Below are 25,042 nucleotides of genomic sequence, written 5' to 3'. Positions count from 1 at the left end.
TCAGCCCATCGCCGGGACGCAGCGGCCGTTCTCCGTCCGGTACGTCCACTTCGCGCCCCGGGTGACCAGTTCCCGGACCGCGGTCAGGAAGCGGTCGACGTGTTCGTCGGGGGTGCCCGCGCCGAAGCTGACGCGGAGGGCGTTCAGGGGCTCCTCAGGGGCGCCGCACTCTCCCGGGGCGCCGGGGGCCGCGCCCAGCAGGGTGCGCAGCAGCGGGTGGGCGCAGAACAGGCCGTCACGGACGCCGATGCCGTACTCGGCGGAGAGGGCGGCGGCGAAGTGGGAGCTGCTCCAGCCGTCGACGACGAAGGAGACCACGCCGACGCGGGGGGCGTCCTCGCCGAACAGCGACAGGACGCTGACCCGCGGAACCTCGGCCAGACCGGCGCGCACCCTCGCGATCAGGTGCTGCTCGCGGGCGACGAGCGCGTCGAAGCCGGCCTCCGTCAGGGCCCTGCAGGCCGACGCGATCGCGTAGGCGCCGATCACGTTGGGCGAGCCCGCCTCGTGCCGGGCCGCGCTCTCGTGCCACTCCACCTCCACCACCCCGTCCGGGCGCCGGGCGACCCTGCGGCTGGCGCCGCCGCCCGCGAGGTACGGCTCGGCCGCGCGCAGCCAGTCGGCGCGGCCGGCGAGGACGCCCGCGCCGAACGGGGCGTACAGCTTGTGGCCGGAGAAAGCGACCCAGTCGACGTCGAGGTCGCGGACGCTCACCGGGTGGTGAGGGGCCAGCTGGGCGGCGTCCAGCACGATCCGGGCGCCGTGGGCGTGGGCGGCGGCGGCGAGGTCCCGGACCGGCCACAGCTCGCCGGTGACGTTGGAGGCTCCGGTGACGCAGACCAGGGCCGGGCCGTGGGGATCGCGGTCGGCGAGGGCCCGCTCCAGGGTCCGCACGGCCTGGCGCGGGCCGCGCGGCGCGGGCAGGCAGGTGAGCCGGTCGTCGGGCCAGGGCAGCAGCGCGGCGTGGTGCTCGCTGTCGAAGACGAAGACCTGGCAGCCGGCCGGCAGGGCGCGGGCGAGCAGGTTGAGGGAGTCGGTGGTGGACCGGGTGAAGACCAGCTGGTCGTCGGGGCGGCAGTCGAGGAAGGCGGCGACGGTGGCGCGGGCCTGCTCGAAGAGGTCGGTGGAGAGCTGGGAGAGGTATCCGGCGCCCCGGTGGACGCTGCCGTAGTACGGCGCGTAGGCCGCCACGTCGTCCCAGACGCGCTGGAGGGCGGGGGCGCTGGCCGCGTAGTCGAGCGCGGCGTAGGTGACCTCGCCGCCCGTCACGAGGGGAACGGCGACGTCCCGGCCCAGCACGGGCAGCGGGGAACAGACGGCACGGTCGGTGGCAAGGGTGGGGACGGACATGGCGGAACTCCCGTGAGGTCGTGCGGAACTCACCGCGCGAGCCCGTCGGGGCCCGGGCGCCGGTGACGAAGAAGAGGGGGTTGCGGAGGCGGGGCTCTGCGCCCTAACGCATTCGCTTGTTCACGGAAGGCTCCTCGACGACCAGGACCCCTGGTTCACGCGAGGGGTCCGCGCTTGCCGCAGACCTCGCTGCCTGCGGCCTGGTCCTCACCCGGGGCACCCCGCCACGGACGGAGGGTTGCCGGACAGCCGGCCGGGGCCGCATGGCTGTCGCTCATGACCTGGTACGGGAACGTACCCAAGTGATCGCGGTCCCGCAACCCGAGTCCGGATCGCGGGACCGCTCCGTGCGCCGACGGGCGTTGCGCCGTCAGGCGTTGCTGACGGCCACCCAGCGCTCCAGGGTCCGCCGTGCCGCGCCCGAGTCGATGGACCGCGCGGCCTTCGCCATCCCGGCGCGGAGCTGCTCGGCGAGCGGCGCGTCCGTCGGGTCGAGGGCGACCAGGGCCGCCGCCGAGTTCAGGAGCACCGCGTCCCGAACGGGCCCCTGCTCGCCGTCCAGCAGACGGCGGGCGACCTCCGCGTTGTACGCCGGGTCGCCGCCGCGCAGGGCCTCGACGGGGACCAGTGCGAGGCCCACGTCGCGCGGGTCGAAGCTCTCCTCGGCGACCTTGCCGTCCCGGACGGTCCACACCCGGGAGGTCGCCGTCGTGGTCAGCTCGTCGAGGCCGTCGTCGCCCCGGAAGACGAGGGCGGAGTTGCCGCGTTCGGCGAGCACCCCGGCGATGATGGGGGCCATCCGCGGGTCGGCGACCCCGATCGCCTGCGAGGTCACCTTGGCCGGGTTGGTCAGCGGGCCGAGCGCGTTGAACACCGTGCGGATGCCCAACTGACCGCGGGCGGCGGCCACATGGCGCAACGCCGGGTGGAACTTCACCGCGAAGCAGAAGGTGATGCCCGCCTCCTCGGCGACCTCGGCGACCCGGCGCGGCGTGAGGTCGAGGTTGACGCCCAGCTTCTCCAGCACGTCGGAGGAGCCCGACGCGGAGGACGCGGCGCGGTTGCCGTGCTTGACGACCTTGGCGCCGGTGCCGGCGACGACGAGCGCGGACATGGTGGAGATGTTGACCGTGCGGGCGCCGTCGCCGCCCGTGCCGACGATGTCGACCGTGCGGCCCGACACCTCGATCACATTGGCGTGCTCGTACATCGCCCGGACCACACCGGTGATCTCCTCGACGGTCTCGCCCTTGGCGCGAAGCGCCACCACGAAGCCGGCGATCTGCGCGTCGGTGGCCTCACCGCGCATGATCCGGTCCATCGCCCAGGCCGTGGCGTCGGCGCTCTGGTCGCGGCCGGACAGCAGGGCGTTCAGGACGTCGGGCCAGGAACGGCCCGCCGCGGTGTCGCCTCCAGCGGGGGTCACAGCGCTCATCGGCCGCTCCTGATCGTCGTAGGACGGTGTGCTGACGTGTCGGACAGTCTGCGGGACCCACACTATCCAGCCGGAGGCACGAGGAAGGGCCCCGTCCGAACACCGGACGGGGCCCCTGGGGGTGTGGCGTGGCGACGCCGCAGCGATCAGTGGTGGCCGTGGCCGCTCGTGATCTCCTTGTACTCCTCGACGGTGGGCTTCGCGATCTGCGAGTCCTCGCCGTAGTACGCCTCGCTGAGCTTGGCGCGCAGCTTCTCGGTGGACTTCACCTTGCGCTCGACGCCGTTCTCGTCGACGGTGGCGCCGATCGCGACCGGCTGGTACTGCTCGTGCGCGGTGAGGGTGTGCAGCGCCTCCTGGCTGAGCGGCTCGTGCACCTCGATGAACTCACCGTGCGGCAGCCGCTTGATGGTGCCGGTCTCGCGACCGTGCAGCACCTTGTCGCGGTCCCGGCGCTGCAGGCCGAGGCAGATCCGCTTGGTGACGATGAAGGCGACGACCGGTCCGACGAAGAAGCCGATCCGGACGAACCAGGTGACCGCGTTGATCGACAGGTGGAAGTGGGTGGCCCACAGGTCGTTGCCACCACCGACCAGACCGATCATGTACACGGTGATCCAGGCGACACCGAACGCGGTGCGCGTCGGGGCGTTGCGCGGACGGTCCAGGATGTGGTGCTCGCGCTTGTCGCCGGTGACCCAGGACTCGATGAACGGGTAGACCGCGATCGCGCCCAGGACCAGACCGAACAGGACCAGCGGGATGAACACGCCGAGGACCAGCGTGTGACCCCAGAAGTTGATCTCCCAGCCCGGCATGTAGCGGACCAGACCCTCGGCGAAGCCCATGTACCAGTCGGGCTGGGCGCCGGTGGACACCTGGTCGGGGCGGTAGGGGCCGATCGCCCAGATCGGGTTGATCTGCGCGATCGCCGCGATGGCCGCGATGACACCGAAGACCAGGAAGAAGAAGCCTCCGGCCTTGGCCATGTAGACCGGCAGCAGCGGCATGCCGACGACGTTCTTGTTGCTCTTGCCGGGACCCGCGAACTGCGTGTGCTTGTGGTAGAAGACCAGGATCAGGTGGCCGACCACCAGGCCGAGCATGATGCCCGGCAGCAGCAGGATGTGGATCGAGTAAAAGCGGGCCACGAAGTCGTCGCCGGGGAACTCGCCCCCGAAGAGGAACATCGAGATGTACGTGCCCACGATCGGCATCGACAGGATGGCGCCCTGCGTGAAGCGGACACCGGTGCCGGAGAGCAGGTCGTCCGGGAGCGAGTAGCCGGTGAACCCGGTGAACATGCCGAGGACGAACAGCAGGAAGCCGAACAGCCAGTTGATCTCACGCGGCTTGCGGAAGGCGCCGGTGAAGAACACGCGCATCATGTGCACGAACATGGCCGCGAGGAAGATCAGCGCCGCCCAGTGGTGGATCTGCCGGATGAGCAGACCGCCGCGGACGTCGAAGCTGATGTCCAGCGTCGACTTGTAGGCCTCGCTCATCAGCTGGCCCTGAAGCGGGACGTAGCTGCCGTGGTACTCCACCTCGTTCATCGACGGGTGGAAGAACAGCGTCAGCCAGACACCGGTGAGGATGATGATGAGGAAGCTGTAGAGCGCGACCTCGCCCAGCATGAACGACCAGTGGTCGGGGAAGATCTTGCGCATGTTGGCCTTGGCCAGGGAGTAGATCCCCAGCCGGCCGTCGGCCCAGTCGGCGACGCGCTCGCCGGCCGGGGCCTTCCCGCGAGAGCGGGACTCGGTGGTCTCGTGAGTGCTCATCCGCGCTCCCAGAATGCAGGACCGACGGGCTCTTCGAAGTCGCCGAGCGCCTCAAGGTAGCCCTCGTCGTTCACACCGATGCGCAGCTGCGGCAGGGCGTGACCGGCGGGGCCGAAGATCACCCGGGCACCGTCGGAGAGGTCGAAGGTGGACTGGTGGCAAGGGCACAGCACGTGGTGCGTCTGCTGCTCGTACAGCGAGATGGGGCAACCGACGTGGGTGCAGATCTTGGAGTAGGCCACGATGCCCTCGTGGGACCACTCCAGCTCCTGCTTGTCCTTGATGTCGTCCGGCTGGAGCCGGATGATCATCAGGGCCGACTTGGCGATCTCGGTCTGGAAGTCGTGGTCCGCCTCCTCCAGGCCGTCGGGCTTGGCGAAGGTGAGCGAACCGACGGCGACGTCCTCGGGGCGCAGCGGCTCGTTGGTGTTCATGTTGACGAGCAGCTTGCCCTTGGACCACAGGGTGTGGCGGAGCTTGTCACCGGGCAGCGGGCCGAGGTCGCGCAGCAGCATCACGCCGGAGAGCGGGAACAGGGCCAGCGCGCCGAACATGGTGGTGCGGAGCAGCTTGCGGCGGCCGATCGCGGACTCCTTGGCGCCCTGCTTGAAGTCGGCCATGACCTTGGCCTTGACCTCGGGGGACGCCTCGATCGGGTGCCGCTCGTCGGCGATCTCCACGTCGGACATCAGGGTGCGGGCCCAGTGGACCGCGCCCGCGCCGATGCAGAACAGCGCCACGCCGAGGCACAGACCCAGCGCGAAGTTCAGCGCGCTGAGGTGGCCGATCGGGAAGACGAAGATCGACTTGTCGTGCGGGATCGCGACGTACGAGGCGATGAAGCCGACGGTGGCCAGCATCGACACCGTGAACAGCATGGCCACCACACGCTCGGACCGCTTGGCGGCCCGCTCGTCGATGTCCTGGATGCGGTGCTCGTGGGGCGGCAGACCGGGGTCGGCGAACGGGTTCTTCTCGTCCGCGACGCTCATGTCGCGCGCGGTGGCCTGCTCGGGCAGGTTCTCTTCAGGAATCTCTTGGCTACTCATGACTTCTTGGCCTTTGCGGTCCGAGCGGCGACCCAGACGGCGACCGCGATCAGTGCGCCGAGACCGAAGATCCAGGCGAAGAGGCCCTCGCTGACCGGCCCGAGGCCGCCCAGCTCCAGACCGCCCGGGTTCACCGTCTCATCGCCGTTGACCGCGTTCAGGTACGCGATGATGTCCTTCTTGTTCTGCTCCGACATGGTGGTGTCGGGGAACGACGGCATGTTCTGCGGGCCGGTCTGCATGGCCTCGTAGATGTGCTTCGGGTCCACGCCCTCGAGCGACGGGGCGTACTTGCCCCGGGTCAGCGCGCCGCCCTTGCCGGTGAAGTTGTGGCACTGGGCGCAGTTGGTGCGGAACAGCTCACCGCCCTTGGCGATGTCCGCGCCCTCGGGGCTGTACTGCTCCTCGGTGGGCACGGCCGGGCCGGCGCCGAGGGAGGAGATGTAGGCCGCGAGCTGGTCGATCTGCTTCTGGGTGTACTGGACCTTCTTGCGCGGGACCTGGGCGCCCTGGGAGGTGGCCGCCGGCATACGGCCGGTGCCGACCTGGAAGTCGACGGCCGCGGCGCCCACGCCGACCAGGCTGGGGCCGTCGGAGCTGCCCTGACCGCCGGTTCCGTGGCAGCTGGCGCAGCCCACGGCGTAGAGCTTCTTGCCCTCTTCGATGGCAAGGGACTGGGCGGTGTCGTCGGCCTGCGCCTTGCCCGCGGGCGCGAACGCGGCGTACAGCCCCCCAGTGCATGCCAGCGCGAGGAGTAGGACGACGACCGCCGCCAGCGGATGGCGTCGTCGTGCGGAGAGCTTTTTCACGGATTACCCCGGTGTCAGGATCTTCTGCGTCGGTGCTTCTGGAATGGGTGCGGGTTCGGGCCCGGCTACTTGATCATGTAGATCGTGGCGAAGAGGCCGATCCAGACGACATCGACGAAGTGCCAGTAGTAGGACACGACGATCGCGGCGGTCGCCTGCTCGTGGGTGAACCTCCTGGCCGCGTAGGTCCGGCCGAGGACCAGCAGGAAGGCGATGAGGCCGCCCGTCACGTGCAGGCCGTGGAAGCCGGTGGTCAGGTAGAAGACCGAGCCGTACGGGTCGGAGGAGAGCGAGAGCCCGTCCTTCTTGACCAGCTCGGTGTACTCGAACACCTGACCGCCGATGAAGATCGCACCCATGATGAAGGTGACGATGAACCAGCCCCGGAGCTTCTTCACGTCACCGCGCTCGGCGGCGAACACGCCGAGCTGACAGGTGAGGGAGGAGAGCACCAGGATCGTGGTGTTGGTGGCCGAGAACGGGAAGTTCAGGGCCTCGGCCATTTCCTTCCAGTGATCGGGACCCGTCACCGATCGCAGGGTGAAGTACATCGCGAAGAGGGCCGCGAAGAACATCAGCTCGGAACTCAGCCAGATGATGGTTCCGACGCTGGTGAGGTTCGGCCGGTTGACCGACGGGTGCGCGTGCCCGGTATCTACTGTCGTTGCTGTCGCCACGACCGACATTATGTCGGTCGCTTATCCCGCCCTCACTCCGGGGGGTGCCGTTCGGAGTGTTGCTGCCCGCCAGACCGGTGTTGACGTGGTCTTCAGGGGAGTAGCATCCGGCCCAACGGGCTTGACTCTACGACTCTCTACGACGCTGACGTCCCGGAGGAACGATGAAGCCGACCGCCACCGTGCTGGTCTACAGCGACGACTCCACCACTCGTGAGCAGGTGCGGCTGGCCTGCGGCCGTCGGCCGGCCCCGGACGCGCCCCTGGTGGAGTTCGTGGAGTGCGCCACGGCGGACGCCGTGGTCCGGGAACTGGACAAGGGCGGCATCGACGTCTGCGTGCTGGACGGCGAGGCCGTGCCGATGGGCGGCATGGGGCTGTGCCGGCAGATCAAGGACGAGGTGTTCCGGTGTCCGCCGGTGCTCGTGCTCATGGGGCGGCCGCAGGACGCGTGGCTGGCGACGTGGAGCCGGGCCGAGGCGGCCGTGACGCTGCCCGTGGAGCCCGTCGAGTTCGCGTCGGCGCTGGCCGCGCTGTTGCTGCGCGGGCGGCTGCTGAGCGCCTAGGCGGGCGTGTGGGCGCGGGATCCGCGGCGGCTGCGGGCCGTCGGCGGCCGGTCGCGCAGTTCCCGCGCCCCTGGGTTCGGTCAGATGGCCGCCGGCTGCAGGGAGAACGTGTCCTGCGGGGTCTTGCCGGTGCCGGTCAAAGCGCTGCCCTCGCGCCACTTCTTCCAGGTGACGTTCCAGTCGCCGAAGCCGTTGCCGAAGGCCTCCATGGTGTCGCCGTCGCTGTTGACGACCTCGACGACGTCGCCCTCGCGGACGTGGTCGAAGAACCACTCCGCGTTGGCGGTGCTCATGCCGGTGCAGCCGTGGCTGACGTTGGCGTAGCCCTGGGAGCCGACGGACCAGGGGGCGGCGTGGACGTACTCGCCGCTCCAGGTGACGCGGGTGGCGTAGTAGACGGGCAGGTCGTAGGAGTCGGCCGAGCCCTCGGCGATGCCGATGGTGGTGCCGCGCATGCGGACGTAGTACTCCTTGCCGAGCACCACCTTGACCCCGTTGCGGGTGTCGAAGCCGGGCTTGCCGGTGGTGACGGGGAACTCCTTGATCTCCTCACCGTTCTTGTAGAACTTCAGCGAGTGGGCGGCGGCGTCGGTGACGGCGACCACACGGTCGCCGATGGTCAGCTGCAGCGGCTTCACCGGGGCGCCCCACAGCCGGTTCCCGATCTTGATGCCGTCCAGGTTGCTGCGGACGGTGATCTTCGCGTGGGCGGGCCAGTACTCCTCGGGCCGGTAGTGGAGCTTCTGGTCGTCGACCCAGTACCAGGCGCCCCCTACCGCGGGCACGGACTGCACCTTCAGGGCCCGTTCGACGGTCGCCCGCTGGACGGGGTCCTTGACGGGCTGGTCGAGTTCCGCGGTGAGGGGCTGTCCGACGCCGTAGGTGCCCGCCTTGGGGCCGAGCGTGACCTTCAGGCGCTTCTTGGCCTTGGGGGTGCCGGTGTCGAAGGTGAGGACCCGGCGACCGGGCTCGCCGTCGCCGTTCTCGGTGCTCACCCGGACGCTGTAGTGGGCGTTCGCGGCCAGGGGTTCGGTGGAGTGCCAGCGGCTGCCGTCGGCGGCGAGTTCGCCGGCCAGATAGCGTCCGGCGGCGTCGACCGCGGTGACGTCGGTGATACGGCCGCCGCCGTCGGCGGTGATCTCCAGGGGCCGGTCGGGGTCGGCCTTCTCACCGTCCTTGACGGGACCGTTGAAGGAGATCTGGTCCGTGGCGTCGTACGGGCGGGTCGCGAGCGGATCGCCGTCCGAGCCGCACGCGCTGGCGCCCGCCCCCAGGGCGATCACCAGCAGGGTGCAGCCGACGACGGTGCGGGGGCTGGGTGTGGGGCTCATGACCTCAACGTAGGAAGTCACGTCAACGACGGCGCGCGGGGTCACTCCTACGGGTGACGGAGATTACGGCGATCGGACACCCCGGCTGCGGCAAAAGAGGGAGCCCGGACGCTCCTCACGGAGTGTCCGGGCTCCCGCGCGTCGGGGCGCGTGCTACTGGGTGCGGTTCTCACCGCGGTAGTACTCGAAGACCCAGCCCCAGACGCCGATCAGGATGATCGGCGCGGCGAAGTAGAGCAGCCACCAGCCGACCGCCACGCCGAGGAAGGCGAGGGCCCCGCCGACGGCCAGGGACAGCGGCTGCCAGCTGTGCGGGCTGAAGAAGCCCAGCTCGCCGGCGTCGTCCGCGACGTCCGCCTCCTTGTTGTCCTGGGCACCGGTGTCGACCCGCCGGGCGGTGAAGCCCAGGTAGAAGCCGACCATGATGGCCAGGCCGAAGGCCAGGAAGAGGGCGGTGGTACCGGCCGGCTCCTTCGACCAGACGCCGTAGACGATCGCCATGGCGAGGATGAAGACGCTCAGCCAGATGAACATCTTGCCCTGGATCTTCACTTGCCGGCCTCCTTGCTGCCCGCGAGGGCGCTCGCGCCGTGGCCGGCGTGCTCCAGCTGCTCGAGCGCGGCGATCTCAGGGTGGTGCAGGTCGAACGCCGGGGATTCGCTGCGGATCCGCGGCAGGGTGAGGAAGTTGTGCCGCGGGGGCGGGCAGGAGGTCGCCCACTCCAGGGAGCGACCGTAGCCCCACGGGTCGTCGACGCCGACGGGCTTGCCGTACTTGGCGGTCTTCCAGACGTTGTAGAGGAACGGCAGGATCGACAGGCCGAGCACGAACGAGCTGATCGTCGAGATCGTGTTCAGGGCGGTGAAGCCGTCGGCGTGCAGGTAGTCCGCGTACCGGCGGGGCATGCCCTCGGCGCCCAGCCAGTGCTGGACCAGGAAGGTGCCGTGGAAGCCGACGAACAGCGTCCAGAAGGTGATCTTGCCGAGGCGCTCGTCGAGCATCTTGCCGGTCATCTTCGGCCACCAGTAGTGGAAGCCGGAGAACATCGCGAAGACGACGGTTCCGAAGACGACGTAGTGGAAGTGCGCCACCACGAAGTACGAGTCGGAGATGTGGAAGTCCATGGGCGGGGAGGCCAGGATGACGCCGGTCAGGCCGCCGAAGGTGAAGGTGACCAGGAAGCCGGTCGCCCACAGCATCGGTGTCTCGAAGGACAGCGAGCCCTTCCACATCGTGCCGATCCAGTTGAAGAACTTCACGCCGGTCGGGACGGCGATGAGGAACGTCATGAAGGAGAAGAACGGCAGGAGCACGCCGCCGGTGACGTACATGTGGTGCGCCCACACGGTCACGGACAGGCCGGCGATGGCGATGGTCGCCGCGATCAGACCCATGTAGCCGAACATCGGCTTGCGGGAGAAGACCGGGATGACCTCACTGATGATGCCGAAGAACGGCAAGGCGATGATGTACACCTCTGGGTGTCCGAAGAACCAGAAGAGGTGCTGCCACAGCAACGCTCCGCCGTTGGCGGCGTCGAAGACGTGGGCGCCGAACTTGCGGTCCGCCTCCAGGGCGAACAGCGCGGCCGCGAGGACCGGGAAGGCGAGCAGCACCAGGACACCGGTCAGCAGCACGTTCCACACGAAGATCGGCATGCGGAACATCGTCATGCCGGGGGCGCGCATGCAGATGATCGTGGTGATGAAGTTGACCGAGCCGAGGATGGTGCCGAAGCCGGAGAAGGCCAGGCCCATGATCCACATGTCGGCGCCGATGCCCGGCGAACGGACCGCGTCCGACAGCGGGGAGTAGGCGAACCAGCCGAAGTCGGCCGCGCCGTCCGGGGTCAGGAAACCACCGACCGCGACCAGCGAGCCGAACAGGTACAGCCAGTAGGCGAACATGTTCAGCCGCGGGAAGGCCACGTCCGGGGCGCCGATCTGTAGCGGCATGATCCAGTTGGCGAAGCCGGCGAACAGCGGCGTCGCGAACATCAGCAGCATGATCGTGCCGTGCATCGTGAACGCCTGGTTGAACTGCTCGTTCGACATCATCTGCAGGCCCGGGCGGGCCAGCTCGGCGCGCATGAGCAGAGCCATGACGCCGCCGATGACGAAGAACGCGAACGAGGTGACCAGGTACAGCGTTCCGATGGTCTTGTGGTCGGTGGTGGTGAGCCACTTGATGACCACGTTGCCGGGCTGCTTGCGCCGGACCGGCAGCTCGTTCTCGTACGAGTCTTCAGCTGCCGCGGCACCCTGAGGTTCGTTGAGGATGCTCACAGTTGGTTCGTCTCCCGGTTCTTCTCATGGGCGGTCTGCTCGATGCCCGCGGGAACGTAACCGGTCTGCCCCTTCTTGGCGAGGTCCTTGAGGTGCTGCTCGTAGCGCTCGGGGGAGACGACCTTCACGTTGAACAGCATCCGGGAGTGGTCGACGCCGCAGAGCTCGGCGCACTTGCCCATGAAGGTGCCCTGCTTGTTCGGGGTCACCTGGAAGGCGTTGGTGTGGCCCGGGATGACGTCCTGCTTCATCAGGAACGGCACCACCCAGAAGGAGTGGATGACGTCACGGGAGGTGAGGACGAAGCGGACCGTCTTGCCCTCGGGGAGCCAGAGCGTCGGACCGGGGTTGCCGGTCTGCGGGTTCCGCTCACCGGGGGTGCCGCAGGTGTACACACCGCCGGCGTTGTCCGGGAACTCCTTCGTGTACCGGTCCGGGATCGCGGACAGGTTCTCGTCGGTCTTCGCGTCCCCGGTGGAACCGTCGACGTTCTCGATGTAGTTGAAGCACCAGCTCCACTGGAAGCCGACCACGTTGACCGTGACGTCCGGCTTCTTCGACATGTCGAGGAGCTTGGACTCGTCGCGGGCCGTGAAGTAGAAGAGCACCGAGACGATGATGATCGGTACCACCGTGTACAGCGCCTCGATGGGCATGTTGTACCGGGTCTGCGGAGGTACCTCGACCTTGGTGCGGCTGCGCCGGTGGAAGAAAGCACTCCACAGGATCAGGCCCCACACCAGCACGCCGACGGCGAGCGCGGCAGCCCAGGAGCCCTGCCACAGGGAGAGGATCCGCGGAGCCTCTTCGGTGGTGGGGGTGGGCATACCAAGGCGGGGGAAGTCCTTGTATGTGCAACCGGTCGCGGTCGCCAGGACCAGGCCCGCGGTCAGTGCCTGCAGCAGCTTCCGCCGCATCGGGCGCCGCGGCGAGCGGTCGGAGCCGTTGGGACTCACGTAGCGCCTTCCCGAGAGTCTCGCCCGCGCTGTACGGCTGCGGCCTGGCCTTCTCGCTGGTCGGTCGCCGCCCCGCGTCGGGCAGGGGTTTGATGTTTATGCGGACCAAACCCTAGCCGACGCCCTGTCGGCGTTCGCGGGGAGGGGTGCCTACTGGCTCGGGTGGTTCGCTGGATTGGCGGCGGCGGGCTCATCGGGCCTTGTCGCACCCCGCGTCGGGGCCGCGACCGGGCGGCGCCCGGCGCCCCCGGGGCCGGCCGTCGGAGCGGAGTTCTACCGTTGCCGTATGGCCTACTTCGACGCTGCCTCCGCCGTTCCTCTCCATCCCGTCGCCCGTCAGGCGCTGTTGGCCGCGCTGGAGGACGGATGGGCGGACCCCGCGCGGCTGTACCGGGAGGGGCGCAAGGCGCGGATGCTGCTGGACGCCGCCCGGGAGGCGGCGGCGGACGCGGTGGGGTGCCGGGCCGACGAGGTGGTGTTCACGTCGTCGGGGACGCGGTCCGTGCACCGGGGGATCGCGGGGGCGCTGGCCGGCCGAGGGCGCGTCGGACGTCACCTGATCGTGTCGTCCGTCGAACACAGCTCGGTGCTCCATTCGGCCGACGCGCACGAGGCGGACGGCGGGACGGTGACCCGGGTGCCCGTGGACCGCGGGGGTCTGGTGAGCGCCGAGGCGTACGCCGAGGCGCTGCGGGCGGACACCGCGCTGGCCTGTCTGCAGTCGGCCAACCACGAGGTGGGTACCGAGCAGCCGGTGGCGGCGGTCGCGGAGGTGTGCCGGGCGGCCGGCGTTCCGCTCTTCGTGGACGCGGCGCAGTCGCTCGGCTGGGGGCCGGTCGAGGGGCCGTGGTCGGTGCTGGCGGGCAGCGCCCACAAGTGGGGCGGCCCGTCGGGTGTGGGGCTGCTGGTGGTGCGCAAGGGGGTGCGGTTCGCTCCGCGGGGGCCGGCGGACGAGCGGGAGTCGGGCCGGGAGCCCGGCTTCGAGAACCTCCCGGCGATCGTCGCCGCGGTGGCGTCCCTGCGGGCCGTACGGGCGGAGGCCGCGGCGGAGGCCGAGCGGCTGCGGGAGCTGACGGGGCGGATCCGGGCGCGGGTCGCGGCCCTCGTCCCCGATGCGGAGGTGGTCGGGGATCCCGAGCAGCGGCTGCCGGGGATCGTCACGTTCTCCTGTCTCTATGTCGACGGGGAGACGCTGCTGCACGAGCTGGACCGGGAGGGCTTCTCCGTCTCCTCCGGATCGTCCTGCACGAGCAGCACGCTGACCCCCAGCCATGTGCTCAGGGCGATGGGGGTGCTGAGCGAGGGGAACGTCCGGGTGTCCCTGCCCGCGGGGGCCGCCGAACAGGACGTCGAACGGTTCCTGGAGGTGCTGCCCGGGGTGGTGGCCGGGGTCCGGGACAAGCTCGGGGCTCCGGCGCCGGTGGCCGAGGTCCGCGAGGACGGGATGGTGGTGGACGCGCTGGGCAAGCGGTGCCCGGTCCCCGTCATCGAGCTGGCGAAGGTGTTCGGCGACGTACCGGTGGGCGGCCTGGTGCGGGTGCTGGCCGACGACGAGGCCGCACGGCTGGACATCCCGGCGTGGTGCGAGATGCGGGGCCAGGAGTACGTCGGCGAGGAGCCGGCGCGAGGAGGAACGGCGTACGTGGTCCGCCGGACGAGCTGACCAGCCCGGGGCGCGGGGAGCTGCGCGACCAGCCCCCGCGCTCCCGCACCGGACCGGCCGGCCTCAGCCCAGGTGCGCCCGGACCTCCTGCGCCGCCTCGTCCCCGTACGCCTTCGTGAACCGCTCCATGAAGTGTCCCCGCCGCAGCTGGTACTCCTGGGTGCCCACCGTCTCGATGACGAGGGTGGCCAGCATGCAGCCGATCTGCGCGGCCCGCTCCAGCGAGACGCCCCAGGCCAGCGCGGACAGGAATCCCGCGCGGAAGGCATCGCCGACGCCGGTGGGGTCGGCCTTGCGCTCCTCGTCCGGGCAGCCGACCTCGATCGGGTCCTGGCCGGCCCGCTCGACGCGGACACCGCGGGCGCCGAGGGTGGTCACCCGATGGCCGACCTTGGCGAGGATCTCGTCGTCCGACAGGCCGGTCTTGGTCTGGATGAGCCCCTTCTCGTACTCGTTGGAGAAGAGGTAGGTGGCGCCGTCCAGGAGGATGCTGATCTCCTCGCCGCTCATCCGGGCGATCTGCTGGGAGAAGTCGGCGGCGAAGGGGATCCCGCGGGAGCGGCACTCCTCGGTGTGGCGGAGCATCGCCTCGGGGTCGTCGGCGCCGATCAGGACCAGGTCCAGGCCGCCCACCCGGTCGGCGACGGTCTTGAGCTCGATCTGGCGGGCCTCGCTCATCGCGCCGGTGTAGAAGGAGCCGATCTGGTTGTGGTCGGCGTCCGTGGTGCAGACGAAGCGGGCGGTGTGCAGCGTCTCGGAGATGCGGACCGAGGCGGTGTCGACGCCGTGGCGCTCCAGCCAGGCCCGGTACTCGTCGAAGTCGAAGCCGGCGGCGCCTACCAGGATCGGCCGGGTGCCGAGCTGGCCCATGCCGAAGGCGATGTTCGCGCCGACGCCGCCCCGGCGTACGTCCAGGTTGTCGACGAGGAAGGAGAGCGAGACCGTGTGCAGTTGGTCCGCGACGAGCTGGTCGGCGAAGCGGCCGGGGAACGTCATGAGGTGGTCGGTGGCGATGGAGCCGGTGACTGCGATGCGCACGGCGTGGACTCTCCTGTGTGGAGGGGGATTGACAGTTCACGCTACCGGGTCGGCGAGGGCTACAGAAGCAGTGGAAACTACCCGATAGTAGATCTTTCTTCGCGGACTCGTCCGTGCCTACGGTGCCGCTATGACGATCCTTGAGGCTGCCTCCGACACCCCCGCCGACCACGAGGTGGACCTCGCCTCGCTGCGGGGTGACTGCGCTCGTATGGTCCCGCACTGGGCGGCCCCGGAGCGGACCGCCGCGCGGCCGGTGCCGCTGTCCCTCCTGCACGGCGTGACGGTCCCGGCGCGTTCGGCGCGGCTGCTGGCGGCCATGCCGGAGTACGGCAACTGACGGCGAGCGGGTGCGGGGGCGCTTCGGGCGCTTCTCACGCTCCGGGCGCCGCTGAAGGGAACCGCGCGCTCCCCCGCTGCGTCCCATCGCTGTCCCCCGTAGGGGGGATGCGGGGTACGACCCTCCCGGCGGTCCTTGGTGGCCGTGCGGGGCGGGTCGACCGCCGGGACAGCTGTGCGGCCGAAGGAGCGATGCGGTGAACACCGAGCGACCCGACCACGACGACGCCGCGAGGGAGACCGACGGCGCGGCGGAGCCCGTGACGAAGGGTTCTCCGGGGCAGGGCTCCGCCGGGGAGGAGCAGGCCGCCCCGGTGGAGCGGGAGACGTCCGCCGGGGAGGCCGGCCCCCCGGAGGGCGAGGCGGACGCCGTGCCCGGCGAGCCGGAGGACGGGACCCCGCCGGCCGCCGAGCGCGACGACGCCGGAGCACCCCCCGCCGCCGAGCGCGACGACGCCGGAGCACCCCCCGCCCCCGAGCCCGACGAGGCCGCCCCACCTGTGGCCGCCGAGCCCGGCCGGGACAGCGATGCGCCGGCCGAGCCGGACGGTGACACCACGTCCGGGAGCGCCTCCGCGGCCGGTCGGCCCGGCGAGACCTCACCGGCCGCCGCCCGCCCCGCGGACCCGGCGGACGCGCCGGCCGGGCGGCACAGGTCGCGGCTGATGGTGGGGATGGTCGCCGTCGCCGTGATGGTGGTGGGCGGTGGCGGGGCGTACCTGGCCGCCGGCGCGGGCGGCGGGGGCGGTCACGGCGGTGTCGGTGCGCCCTCCGCCCAGGGGACGCCTCCGGTGCTGGCGCTGGACGGGTACGCCGCCGGAGCCGGGGAGAGCGGCAACGGCATCGCGCCGGGCGAGCCGAATCCCTACGGCGTGGTGTACGAGGCCGACGGCACGCTGCCCGAGGGCCCGGAGTCGGCCGTCGTGCGGTGGGCGCGGGGTGAGGTGGGCAAGGACGCCGTGGCGCGGCTCGCGAAGGCGCTCGGGGTGACCGGGACCCCGGTCGCGGCCGGTGACGTGTGGCGGGTCGGCGGGGACGGCGGGGACCGGGACGGTTCCGGGCCCGTGCTGCGGGTGAACCGGCAGGCCCCGGGGATGTGGACGTTCAGCCGGTACGCGCCGGGCTCGGACAACTGCTCCCGCAAGGCCACCGCCTGTCCCGCCGAGCCCTCCCTCGCCCAGGGTGGCGACCCGATCGGCGAGAGCGCCGCGATCGCGGCGGCCGCGCCGGTGCTGAAGGCGGTCGGCCAGGACGACGCCAAGGTGGACGCGAGCCAGGTGATGGGCGCCGAACGGGTGGTCAACGCCGATCCGGTGTTCGGCGGGCTGCCCACCTACGGCTGGACCACCGGCGTCATCGTCGACGCGCGCGGCGAGGTCGTCGGCGGGAACGGGCGGCTGACCGAGCCCGTGGCCGGTGCGGCCTACCCCGTGCTCAGCGCCCGGGAGACCCTGGACCTGATGAACTCCGCGCCGGGCACGGAGCACCGCATGGGCATCGGCGGCTGTGCCAGCGCCGTGCCGCAGGAGGACCGGCTGGAGAGTCCCTGCGGGCGTTCGGGCGGGGGGCCGCACCGGGAGACGGTCACGGTGGAGGGCGCGGTTCTCGGCCTGGCCCCGCGGAGCAGCGGCGGCCGGCCGGTGCTGGTGCCGTCGTGGCTGTTCACCGCACGCACCCAGGGAGCGGCGGAGACCTACACGGTGACGCACCCGGCCGTCGACCCGGCGTACCTGGCCCCGGCGACGGCGAGCGCCACTCCCCCGCCGGGTGTCCCGACCGCGCCGCCCAGCCCCCGGCCCACCGGTCCCGGTGCCGGGTCCACGGCGCCGGACGGGACGCGGACGGTGGACGTGGAGGCGTACACGGCCGACGGTTCGGAGCTGACCGTCCGGTTCACCGCCGGGGTGTGCGCCGACTACACGGTGAGCGCGGCCGAGAGCGCGGACCGGGTGGCGGTCACGGTCACCGCGAAGCCCTGGCCGGACAAGGTGTGCATCATGATCGCCAAGACGTACCACCGGACGGTACGGCTGGACCGGCCGCTCGGCGACCGGACGGTCGTGGGCGCGGACGGCCAGGAGGTCCCGCTGGAGAAGCCGGGAGCCCGGCTGCCGGAGACGGCCGACCCGCCGCGGTGACCCTTTCGCCGGACACACGGAAGGCGGCGGCCCCGATCCCGGGTGCCGCCGCCTTCCGTGTGTCCGGCGTGTGTGCCGTGCCGCGGCTCAGCTGAAGGAGTCGCCGCAGGCGCAGGAGCCGGTCGCGTTCGGGTTGTCGATCGTGAAGCCCTGCTTCTCGATGGTGTCCACGAAGTCGATCGTGGCACCGCCCAGGTACGGAGCGCTCATGCGGTCGGTGACGACCTTGACCCCGCCGAAGTCCTTCTCCACGTCACCGTCGAGGGAGCGCTCGTCGAAGAACAGCTGGTAGCGCAGGCCGGAGCAGCCACCGGGCTGGACGGCGACCCGCAGCGCGAGGTCCTCGCGGCCTTCCTGGTCGAGCAGCGCCTTGACCTTGGACGCGGCGGCGTCGGTCAGGATGATGCCGTCGGTGACGGTGCTGGTCTCGTCCGATACGGACATCTACATCTCTCCCGGGTTGTACGGAGACTGCTTGCCGACGGTTGCAACCGGCAAGGCCGCGGATTCATTCCGGGCCGGGCGCCTGTCTTTCGGCTCCTCCTTCATGCTCGCACATGCCCCCGGAAGCGGAAAACGACTCATCGGGATTCACGTCACATCGACGCTATGGCCATCGTCAAAGTGACGTGAACCGGGTTATGATATATAGCGTCAGTTCGACGAAAAGTAGAAAGGGTGCGTGCCGTGACCACCGCCCAGACCCCGGAGCTCGACGTACAGCCGACTCCGCTCGCCCTGCTGCTCCTCGGCCGCGAGGCCGACCCGAAGAGCGAGCGCGGCGTCGAGTGCCCCGGTGACCTGCCGTCCCCCTCCGACCCGGACCTGGTGGAGCGCGCCCGCGCCGCCAAGGAGAAGCTGGGCGACAAGGTCTTCGTGCTCGGCCACCATTACCAGCGCGACGAGGTCATCCAGTTCGCCGATGTCACGGGCGACTCCTTCAAGCTGGCCCGGGACGCGGCCGCCCGCCCGGAGGCCGAGTACATCGTCTTCTGCGGCGTCCACTTCATGGCCGAGTCCGCCGACATCCTGACCTCCGACGAACAGAAGGTGGTCCTGCCGGACCTGGCCGCCGGGTGCTCCATGGCCGACATGGCCACCGCCGAGCAGGTCGCCGAGTGCTGGGACGTGCTGACCGAGGCCGGCGTCGCCGAGCAGGTCGTGCCCGTCTCGTACATGAACTCCTCCGCGGACATCAAGGCGTTCACGGGCAGGCACGGCGGCACCATCTGCACCTCGTCCAACGCGCGGCGGGCGCTGGAATGGGCGTTCCAGCAGGGTGGGTCCTCGTCGACGAAGGTCCTGTTCCTGCCGGACCAGCACCTCGGCCGCAACACCGCCGTCCGCGACCTGGGCATGTCCCTCGACGACTGCGTGGTCTACAACCCGCACAAGCCGAACGGCGGGCTGACCGCCGAAGAGCTGCGCGCCGCGAAGATGATCCTGTGGCGCGGCCACTGCTCGGTGCACGGCCGCTTCAACCTGGACTCCGTCAGGGACGTGCGGGAACGCATCCCGGGCGTGAACGTGCTGGTGCACCCCGAGTGCAAGCACGAGGTCGTCGCCGCCGCGGACCACGTCGGCTCGACCGAGTACATCATCAAGACCCTGGAGGCCGCGCCGGCCGGTTCCAAGTGGGCCATCGGCACGGAGCTGAACCTGGTCCGCCGGCTGGCGAACCGTTTCGCGCCCGAGGGCAAGGAGGTCGTCTTCCTCGACCGCACGGTGTGCTTCTGCTCGACGATGAACCGCATCGACCTGCCGCACCTGGTGTGGACGCTGGAGTCGCTGGCCGAGGGCGAACTCGTCAACCGCATCCAGGTCGACCGGGAGACCGAGGCCTTCGCCAAGCTGGCCCTGGAGCGGATGCTGGCGCTGCCGTAGCCCCGCCCCGCTCCCCCGTCCCGTGCTCCGGCGCCGGCGTGACGCTCACGCCGGCGCCGGCTGCCGTCCGGGGTGGGCCGGGTCGAGCGAGAACAGGCTGCCGCCCGGGGTGGCCACGATCACGGCACCCTCGTGGAGCAGCACACGGGACCAGCCACTGGTGCCCATGGCGTCGGTGCGGGGGGCGGCGGACTCCCACAGCACCTCGCCCGTGCGGGTGTCCAGGGCGCCCACCCGGCCGCCCGCCGTGGCCAGGTAGAGCACTCCGGCGCGCGGGTCGACCGCCGGCGAGCCCGGCGCCTCCAGGGTGGTCGGGGTCTGCCACAGCTGTCGGCCGGTCCGGGCCGACACCGCCGTGACCCGGCCCGCGTGAGAGGTGAAGTACAGGGTGCCGTCGGCGTACAGCGAGTCCCCGGAGTAGCGCGCGGCCAGGGGCGTCGCCGTGCGCTCGCCGCTGTCCGGGTCGATCAGCACCACCCCGGTGTACTGCATGCCGCCGCCCGACCGGTCCTCCACCCAGGACGCGAACAGCAGCCTGCCGCCGAGCCGGCCGAGGAAGTCGCCGTCGGCCGCGGTCACGGGCAGCCGCCGGGCCTTGCCGTCGGCCGGGTCCAGCGCGAGCAGCTGCGCGGCGTCGGAGTTCTCGTCCCTCGTCACGCAGTCGACGTAGGGGCTGCCGTCCACGTCGCGGTAGGAGCAGTAGTGGTTCGCGGGCAGCGGCGCCTTCCACCGCACGGCGCCGTCCCGGGGCGAGCGGGCGACCACCGTGTCGCCGCCGTCCTCCGTGACCAGGACGAGCCCCGCGGACAGGAGCGTGTCGGCGTACTCGGCGGCCACCCGGTGCGACCAGAGCCGGGACCCGCTCGCGGTGTCGAGCGCGGTCACGGTCACCTCGTCGTAGTCGCCGTCGGGGCCGGTGACGCTCTCCTGGACGACCGCCGCGCCGTCGGACACCCCGAGCAGTGCCGTGGTGTACGAGCCGCGCGCGACGCCCTTGCGGGCGATGTCGGCCCGCCAGACGGTGGCGCCGGTGCGCCCGTCGAGGCGCACCGGGAGGGTGCCGTTGCCGGCGCAGTACACGTCCCCGTCGCTGAGCCGGCAGTCCGGGTAGCCGGTGTCGGAGCCCGCGGAACCGCCCAGCGGCCGCTCGGCGCCCCGCCCGGCGGTCTCGAACAGGGTGGTCTGCCAGGGCCGCCAGCCCTCGGGGAGGCTCCGCCAGCGGGACGCCGCCGAGGGGCGCGGGGAGTCCGCCGCCGGCCCGGCGGCGTCGCCGCCGCGCGCCGGGCCCAGGAGGTAGGCGGTGAGCGCCACGGCCAGGACCCCGGCCGCGGCGGCCACGAGGGCCGGCAGCCGGGTGCGCCGCCGGCGCGGTTCCGGCCCGGGGGCGCCCGCGCCGGCGGCGGTGGGGGTGCGCGGCGGCTCCGGGGCCGGGGGCAGCCGCAGCGTCACCGTGGAAGGGTCGCCGGGGTCCGGCTCCGGCAGGACGGCGGCGAACTCCCCGGCGAGCTCGTCCAGCGAGGGCCGGGCGGCGGCCTCCTTGGCCAGGCAGCGGGCCAGCAGCCCGCGCAGCGGCTCCGCCACCGCGTCCAGCGCCGGTTCCTCGGTCATCACCCGGTACGCCGTCAGATAAGGGCTGTCCGCGTCGAAGGGGCCGTGCCCGGTGACGGCGTAGACCAGCAGCGCCCCGAGGGAGAAGACGTCGGAAGCGGGGCCCACCGAGCGGGCGTCGGTGAACTGCTCCGGGGACATGAAGGGTGGGGTGCCGATCATGTGGCCGGTCTCGGTCAGGGTCTGGTTCTCGGCGGCCCGGGAGATCCCGAAGTCGATGACGCGCGGCCCGTCGTCGGCCATCAGGACGTTGGCCGGCTTCAGATCCCGGTGGACGACGCCGGCGCGGTGGATGTCGCGCAGCGCCTCCACCAGCCCGAGCACCAGTCGCCGCAGCTCGGCGCCGCGCAGCGGGCCGGTGGCGCGGATGCGTTCGGCGAGCGAGGGCGCCGGCACGTACTGGGTGGCCATCCAGGGCCGTACGGCCTCCGGGTCGGCGTCCACGACGGGGGCGGTGAAGGCGCCGCTGACCTTGCGGACGGCGGCGATCTCCTGCCGGAAGCGGGCGCGGAAGACCGGGTTCTCCGCGTACTGGGCGTGGACCAGCTTCACGGCGACCTCGCGCCCGGATCTGGCTCTCGCCCGGTAGACGACCCCCATGCCGCCGGCGCCGAGCCGGTCGACGATCCGGTATCCGCCCAGTGATCTGGGGTCGTCCTTGTGCAGTGGCACCGCCCCGGTCCCCTTCCCCCGAAGAGCAGTCGCGAGCCCCAAGGATATGGGGGCGCGGGAGGGGGGAGGGGACGGGGCGGTCGGCCGGGTCAGACCCCGGCCGGTTCCGGCTCTCCGGAGGTCTCGTCCGCGTCGGCCGTGCCGTCGGCCGGCCGGTCGCCGCCGCCCTTCTTCGCGGCCCGCTTCCTGGCGCGGCGCTCCTTGCGCAGTTCCAGCACGGCGTAGAGGGTCGGGACCAGCAGGAGGGTCAGCAGGGTCGAGGTGATCAGGCCGCCGATCACCACCACGGCCAGCGGCTGGGCGATGAAGCCGCCCTCACCGGTGACGCCGAGGGCCATCGGGAGCAGGGCGAAGATCGTCGCCAGTGCCGTCATCAGGATCGGGCGCAGCCGGTGCCGGCCTCCCTCGACGACGGCCTCCACGACGCCGTACCCCTGCCGCCGGTACTGGTTGATCAGGTCGATCAGCACGATCGCGTTGGTGACCACGATGCCGATCAGCATCAGCATGCCGATCATCGCGGGAACGCCCATCGGGGTGCCGGTGGCGACCAGCAGGCCGATCGCGCCGGTCGCCGCGAACGGGATCGACACCAGCAGGATCAGCGGCTGGGCCAGCGACCGGAAGGTCGCCACCAGCAGCATGAAGACGATCGCGATCGCGGCGAGCATCGCCAGGCCGAGGTTCTTGAACGCGTCGTCCTGGTCGGAGGTGACCCCGCCGATCTCCGCCCGCGCGCCGGCCGGCAGCTTCAGGGCCTTGATCTTCGCCTGCAGCTTGGTGCTCACCGCGCCGGTGTTGTCGCCGGTCGGCTTGGCGGTGACGGTCGCCGCGCGCTGCCCGTCGATCCGGGTCATGGAGACCGGGCCGTCGACCAGCTCTACGGTGGCGATGTCGCCGAGCCGCACCGGGCCGAGCGGCAGGTTCCGCAGTTCCTGGAGGGTCGTCGCGGGCGTGGCCGACTTGATGACGATGTCGCGCTCGGTGTCGTCCAGTGTCGCCTTGGCGACCGGAGTGCCGCGCACGGCCCGGGCGACCGCCATGCCGAGGCTCTGGTCGTCGAACCCGGCCGCGGCGGCCTTGCCGTTGGCCCGGACCGACACCCGCGGCACGCTCTGCGAGAGGTCGCTGGTGACGTCGGTGACGTGGTCGAGGCCCGCCACGGCCTCGCGGACCTGCTCGGCCGCCGTGCGCAGCACCTTCTCGTCGGCCGCCTTGACGACCACGCTGAGGTCCTGGTTGCCGAAGCCGTCACCGGCGGCCACCGTGGTGGTGCCGATGCCGTCGAGCTTCTCCAGGCCGGCCTCGATGCGGTCCTGGACGTCCTCGTAGGACGCCGAGTCCTCCAGCATGACCTGGTACGACGCCTGGTTGCTGTCGGTGCCGCCGCCGAAGGCGGCCATGAAGCCGGAGGATCCGACGGTGACCTGGTAGTCCTTCACGCCCTCGGTGCCGGCCAGCAGCCGCTCGACCTTGCGGGCCTGGACGTCGGTCGCGGCCAGGCTGGTGCCCGGCGCCAGCTCCTGCTTGACGGTCAGCACCTGCTGGTCGCCCGGGTCGAAGAAGTTCGTCTTCAGCAGGGGCGCCATGCCGAACGTGCCGACCAGGACGACGACCGCGAGGGCCACGCTGGTCAGGCGGCGCCGGGTGGCGAAGCGCAGGACGGGCACGTAGACGCGCTGCAGGCGGCTGCCGGCCTCCTTCTCCTCGGCCCTGCGGCGTGCCTCGGCCGCGTCGGCCGGGGTGCCCTTCGGGGCGCGCAGGAACCAGTACGACAGCACCGGGACGACGGTCAGCGACACCAGCAGGGACGCCAGCAGCGCCGCGGTGACGGTGAGGCTGAACGCGCCGAACAGGGCGCCCACCATGCCGCCGACCAGGCCGATCGGCAGGAACACGGCGACCGTGGTCAGGGTGGAGGAGGTCACCGCACCGGAGACCTCGCGCACGGCCGTGAGGATCGCGCTGTGGCGCTCCTCGCCGTAGCCGAGGTGGCGCTTGATGTTCTCCAGGACGACGATCGAGTCGTCGACGACCCGGCCGATCGCGATGGTCAGCGCGCCCAGCGTGAGCATGTTCAGGGACAGGTCGCGGGTCCACAGGACGATCAGCGCGAGGACGACCGACAGCGGGATGGACACCGCGGTCACCAGCGTGGAGCGGATCGACGCCAGGAAGACCAGGATGACGAGGACCGCGAAGAGCAGGCCGAGCCCGCCCTCGGTGGTCAGGCCCTCGATGGCCTTGGAGACGGCGGGTCCCTGGTCGCTGACGACGGTCAGCTCGGCGCCCGAGCCGAGGTCGGCGCGCAGGCCGGGCAGCTTGTCCTCGACGGCCTCGGAGATCGCGACCGCGCTGCCGTCGTGGTCCATGGTGACCATCACGGCGAGGCTGGGCTTGCCGTCGGTGCGGGTGAGGGAGTCGGCCGGGGCCTCCTCCTGCTTGACGGCGGCCACGTCGCCGAGGCGGACCGGGCGCTTGCCGTCGGGGCCGCGGACGGCCAGGTTCTGGATCTGGGCCACGGAGGTGAAGCCGCCGCCGACCCGGACGGTGCGGTTGCTGCCGGCCTCGTCGAAGGAGCCGGCCGCGACGGTCGCGCCGCCCGCCTGGAGGGCCTGGGTGAGGCTCTGGCCGCTCAGGCCGGCCTTCGCCAGCTTGCCGTCGTCCGGGGTGACGGAGACCTGGAGGTCGCGGACGCCGGTGACGGTGACCTGGCCGACGCCGTCGATGTCCTTCAGCGCCGGTACGACGGTGGAGTCGAGCTGGTCGGCCAGCGCCTGCTGGTCCTTGTCCGACGTGACGGCGAGGACGACGGTCGGCATGTCGTCGGTGGAACCGGCGATCACCTGCGGGTCGACGCCGTCCGGGAGCCGCACCCGGGCCCGGTTGACGGCCTGTTGGACGTCGGCGACCAGCTGCTGGGTGTCGTTGCCGTAGTCGAAGGACGCGATGATCAGCGCGTTGCCCTCGCTCGCCGTGGAGGTGACGCCGGTGATGCCGTCGACGCCGTCGAGGTTGTCCTCGATCGGCTCGATGATCTGCTTCTCGACGACGTCCGGGGAGGCGCCCTGGTACGGCGCGACCACCGACACCATGGGCAGTTCGATGGTGGGCAGCAACTGCTGTTTGAGCTGGGGTATCGCGATCGCCCCGAACACGATCGCGATGAGGGACATCAGGCCTATGAGGGCCCGTTGCGCGAGGCTGAACCTCGACAGCCAGGACATGGATCAGGTCTCTCTTCTGGGAGCGGCAGAAGCGGGCGGACGTGTGGTCCTCCACCCTGTTCCATCCCACGATCATGATTCGTAGGCCCCAGGTCCATTTCTTTATGCCTCGCATACTCCGCGCGCAGTACGGGCGGCTGGATCCGGATCCCCCCGGGGACGGACGGGTATGCCACGATCGAGGGAACGGCTTCCGATCTCACGGGCAGGTGATCGTCCGATGGTCCACTC

The 25,042-nt window shown here is 71.2% G+C and carries 19 protein-coding genes and 1 riboswitch; of the genes, 5 read left to right on the top strand and 14 right to left on the bottom strand.

Features of this window, described 5'->3' with window-relative positions; genetic code table 11:
* From AC3ET3_RS05515 to ctaE, 6 genes are all read right to left on the bottom strand, one after another.
* Positions 1-1,350, bottom strand: coding sequence for an aminotransferase class V-fold PLP-dependent enzyme (locus AC3ET3_RS05515; protein ID WP_435611714.1), 1,350 nt, complete (start codon positions 1,348-1,350; stop codon positions 1-3).
* A 165-nt stretch (positions 1,351-1,515) separates the two neighbouring features.
* A riboswitch (SAM riboswitch) is annotated at positions 1,516-1,632 on the bottom strand.
* 88 nt (positions 1,633-1,720) lie between these two features.
* Positions 1,721-2,785, bottom strand: a complete 1,065-nt coding sequence (trpD, locus tag AC3ET3_RS05510) for an anthranilate phosphoribosyltransferase (protein WP_432135601.1) — start codon at positions 2,783-2,785, stop codon at positions 1,721-1,723.
* Between the two features lie 146 nt (positions 2,786-2,931).
* Positions 2,932-4,569: a cytochrome bc1 complex cytochrome b subunit gene (gene qcrB / locus AC3ET3_RS05505; protein WP_432135602.1), complete on the bottom strand. Its 1,638-nt coding sequence runs from the start codon at positions 4,567-4,569 to the stop codon at positions 2,932-2,934.
* On the bottom strand, positions 4,566-5,618 hold the full coding sequence (gene qcrA / locus AC3ET3_RS05500; protein WP_432135603.1) for a cytochrome bc1 complex Rieske iron-sulfur subunit: 1,053 nt from the start codon (positions 5,616-5,618) through the stop codon (positions 4,566-4,568). Before qcrA ends, qcrB begins: the two co-directional genes overlap by 4 nt.
* Entirely contained in the window at positions 5,615-6,427 is an 813-nt protein-coding gene (gene qcrC / locus AC3ET3_RS05495) for a cytochrome bc1 complex diheme cytochrome c subunit (RefSeq protein WP_432135604.1), read from the bottom strand. Before qcrC ends, qcrA begins: the two co-directional genes overlap by 4 nt.
* 65 nt (positions 6,428-6,492) lie before the next feature.
* The gene (gene ctaE, locus AC3ET3_RS05490; RefSeq protein WP_432135605.1) at positions 6,493-7,113 is read right to left on the bottom strand and encodes an aa3-type cytochrome oxidase subunit III; all 621 of its coding nucleotides are present in this window, start codon (positions 7,111-7,113) and stop codon (positions 6,493-6,495) included.
* Between the two features lie 155 nt (positions 7,114-7,268).
* Between ctaE and AC3ET3_RS05485 the strand changes: the two genes are divergently transcribed.
* Positions 7,269-7,670, top strand: coding sequence for a response regulator (locus AC3ET3_RS05485; protein WP_432135606.1), 402 nt, complete (start codon positions 7,269-7,271; stop codon positions 7,668-7,670).
* Positions 7,671-7,750: 80 nt separating this feature from the next.
* Here AC3ET3_RS05485 and AC3ET3_RS05480 read toward each other — a convergent pair whose 3' ends face one another.
* The 4 genes from AC3ET3_RS05480 to ctaC form a co-directional block, all read right to left on the bottom strand.
* Entirely contained in the window at positions 7,751-9,001 is a 1,251-nt protein-coding gene (locus AC3ET3_RS05480; RefSeq protein ID WP_432135607.1) for a L,D-transpeptidase, read from the bottom strand.
* A gap of 153 nt (positions 9,002-9,154) precedes the next feature.
* Positions 9,155-9,553, bottom strand: coding sequence for a cytochrome c oxidase subunit 4 (locus AC3ET3_RS05475; protein ID WP_432135608.1), 399 nt, complete (start codon positions 9,551-9,553; stop codon positions 9,155-9,157).
* Complete coding sequence (gene ctaD, locus AC3ET3_RS05470; protein WP_432135609.1) at positions 9,550-11,286, bottom strand: aa3-type cytochrome oxidase subunit I; 1,737 nt, start codon at positions 11,284-11,286, stop codon at positions 9,550-9,552. Before ctaD ends, AC3ET3_RS05475 begins: the two co-directional genes overlap by 4 nt.
* The gene (gene ctaC / locus AC3ET3_RS05465) at positions 11,283-12,242 is read right to left on the bottom strand and encodes an aa3-type cytochrome oxidase subunit II (RefSeq protein ID WP_432135610.1); all 960 of its coding nucleotides are present in this window, start codon (positions 12,240-12,242) and stop codon (positions 11,283-11,285) included. Before ctaC ends, ctaD begins: the two co-directional genes overlap by 4 nt.
* Positions 12,243-12,528: 286 nt before the next feature.
* Between ctaC and AC3ET3_RS05460 the strand changes: the two genes are divergently transcribed.
* Entirely contained in the window at positions 12,529-13,905 is a 1,377-nt protein-coding gene (locus AC3ET3_RS05460) for a cysteine desulfurase/sulfurtransferase TusA family protein (RefSeq protein WP_435611713.1), read from the top strand.
* Between the two features lie 63 nt (positions 13,906-13,968).
* On the opposite strand, the gene AC3ET3_RS05455 is transcribed toward AC3ET3_RS05460, so the two are convergent.
* The gene (locus AC3ET3_RS05455) at positions 13,969-14,943 is read right to left on the bottom strand and encodes a carbohydrate kinase family protein (protein ID WP_432135612.1); all 975 of its coding nucleotides are present in this window, start codon (positions 14,941-14,943) and stop codon (positions 13,969-13,971) included.
* A 130-nt stretch (positions 14,944-15,073) separates the two neighbouring features.
* On the opposite strand from AC3ET3_RS05455, the gene AC3ET3_RS05450 reads away from it, so the two are divergent.
* Complete coding sequence (locus tag AC3ET3_RS05450; protein WP_432135613.1) at positions 15,074-15,283, top strand: hypothetical protein; 210 nt, start codon at positions 15,074-15,076, stop codon at positions 15,281-15,283.
* Between the two features lie 196 nt (positions 15,284-15,479).
* Positions 15,480-17,420 carry a hypothetical protein gene (locus AC3ET3_RS05445; protein ID WP_435611712.1) on the top strand — a complete coding sequence of 647 codons (1,941 nt, stop codon included), beginning with the start codon at positions 15,480-15,482 and terminating at the stop codon, positions 17,418-17,420.
* Positions 17,421-17,507: 87 nt separating this feature from the next.
* On the opposite strand, the gene AC3ET3_RS05440 is transcribed toward AC3ET3_RS05445, so the two are convergent.
* Positions 17,508-17,864 (bottom strand): HesB/IscA family protein, encoded by a 357-nt coding sequence (locus tag AC3ET3_RS05440; RefSeq protein WP_306967610.1) that lies wholly within the window; start codon positions 17,862-17,864, stop codon positions 17,508-17,510.
* A 243-nt stretch (positions 17,865-18,107) separates the two neighbouring features.
* Here AC3ET3_RS05440 and nadA point away from each other — a divergent pair, with 243 nt between their 5' ends.
* Positions 18,108-19,304 carry a quinolinate synthase NadA gene (nadA, locus tag AC3ET3_RS05435; protein ID WP_432135615.1) on the top strand — a complete coding sequence of 399 codons (1,197 nt, stop codon included), beginning with the start codon at positions 18,108-18,110 and terminating at the stop codon, positions 19,302-19,304.
* Between the two features lie 45 nt (positions 19,305-19,349).
* Here nadA and AC3ET3_RS05430 read toward each other — a convergent pair whose 3' ends face one another.
* Together AC3ET3_RS05430 and AC3ET3_RS05425 are read right to left on the bottom strand one after the other, a co-directional pair.
* A complete protein-coding gene (locus AC3ET3_RS05430) occupies positions 19,350-21,584 on the bottom strand; it encodes a serine/threonine-protein kinase (RefSeq protein WP_435611711.1) in 2,235 nt (744 codons plus the stop codon).
* 89 nt (positions 21,585-21,673) lie between these two features.
* A complete protein-coding gene (locus AC3ET3_RS05425; protein ID WP_432135617.1) occupies positions 21,674-24,811 on the bottom strand; it encodes an efflux RND transporter permease subunit in 3,138 nt (1,045 codons plus the stop codon).
* Between the last annotated feature and the right edge of the window lie 231 nt (positions 24,812-25,042).

The organism is Streptomyces sp. bgisy159, from assembly GCF_057707805.1.
This window is presented reverse-complemented; position numbering and strand designations above follow the sequence as displayed.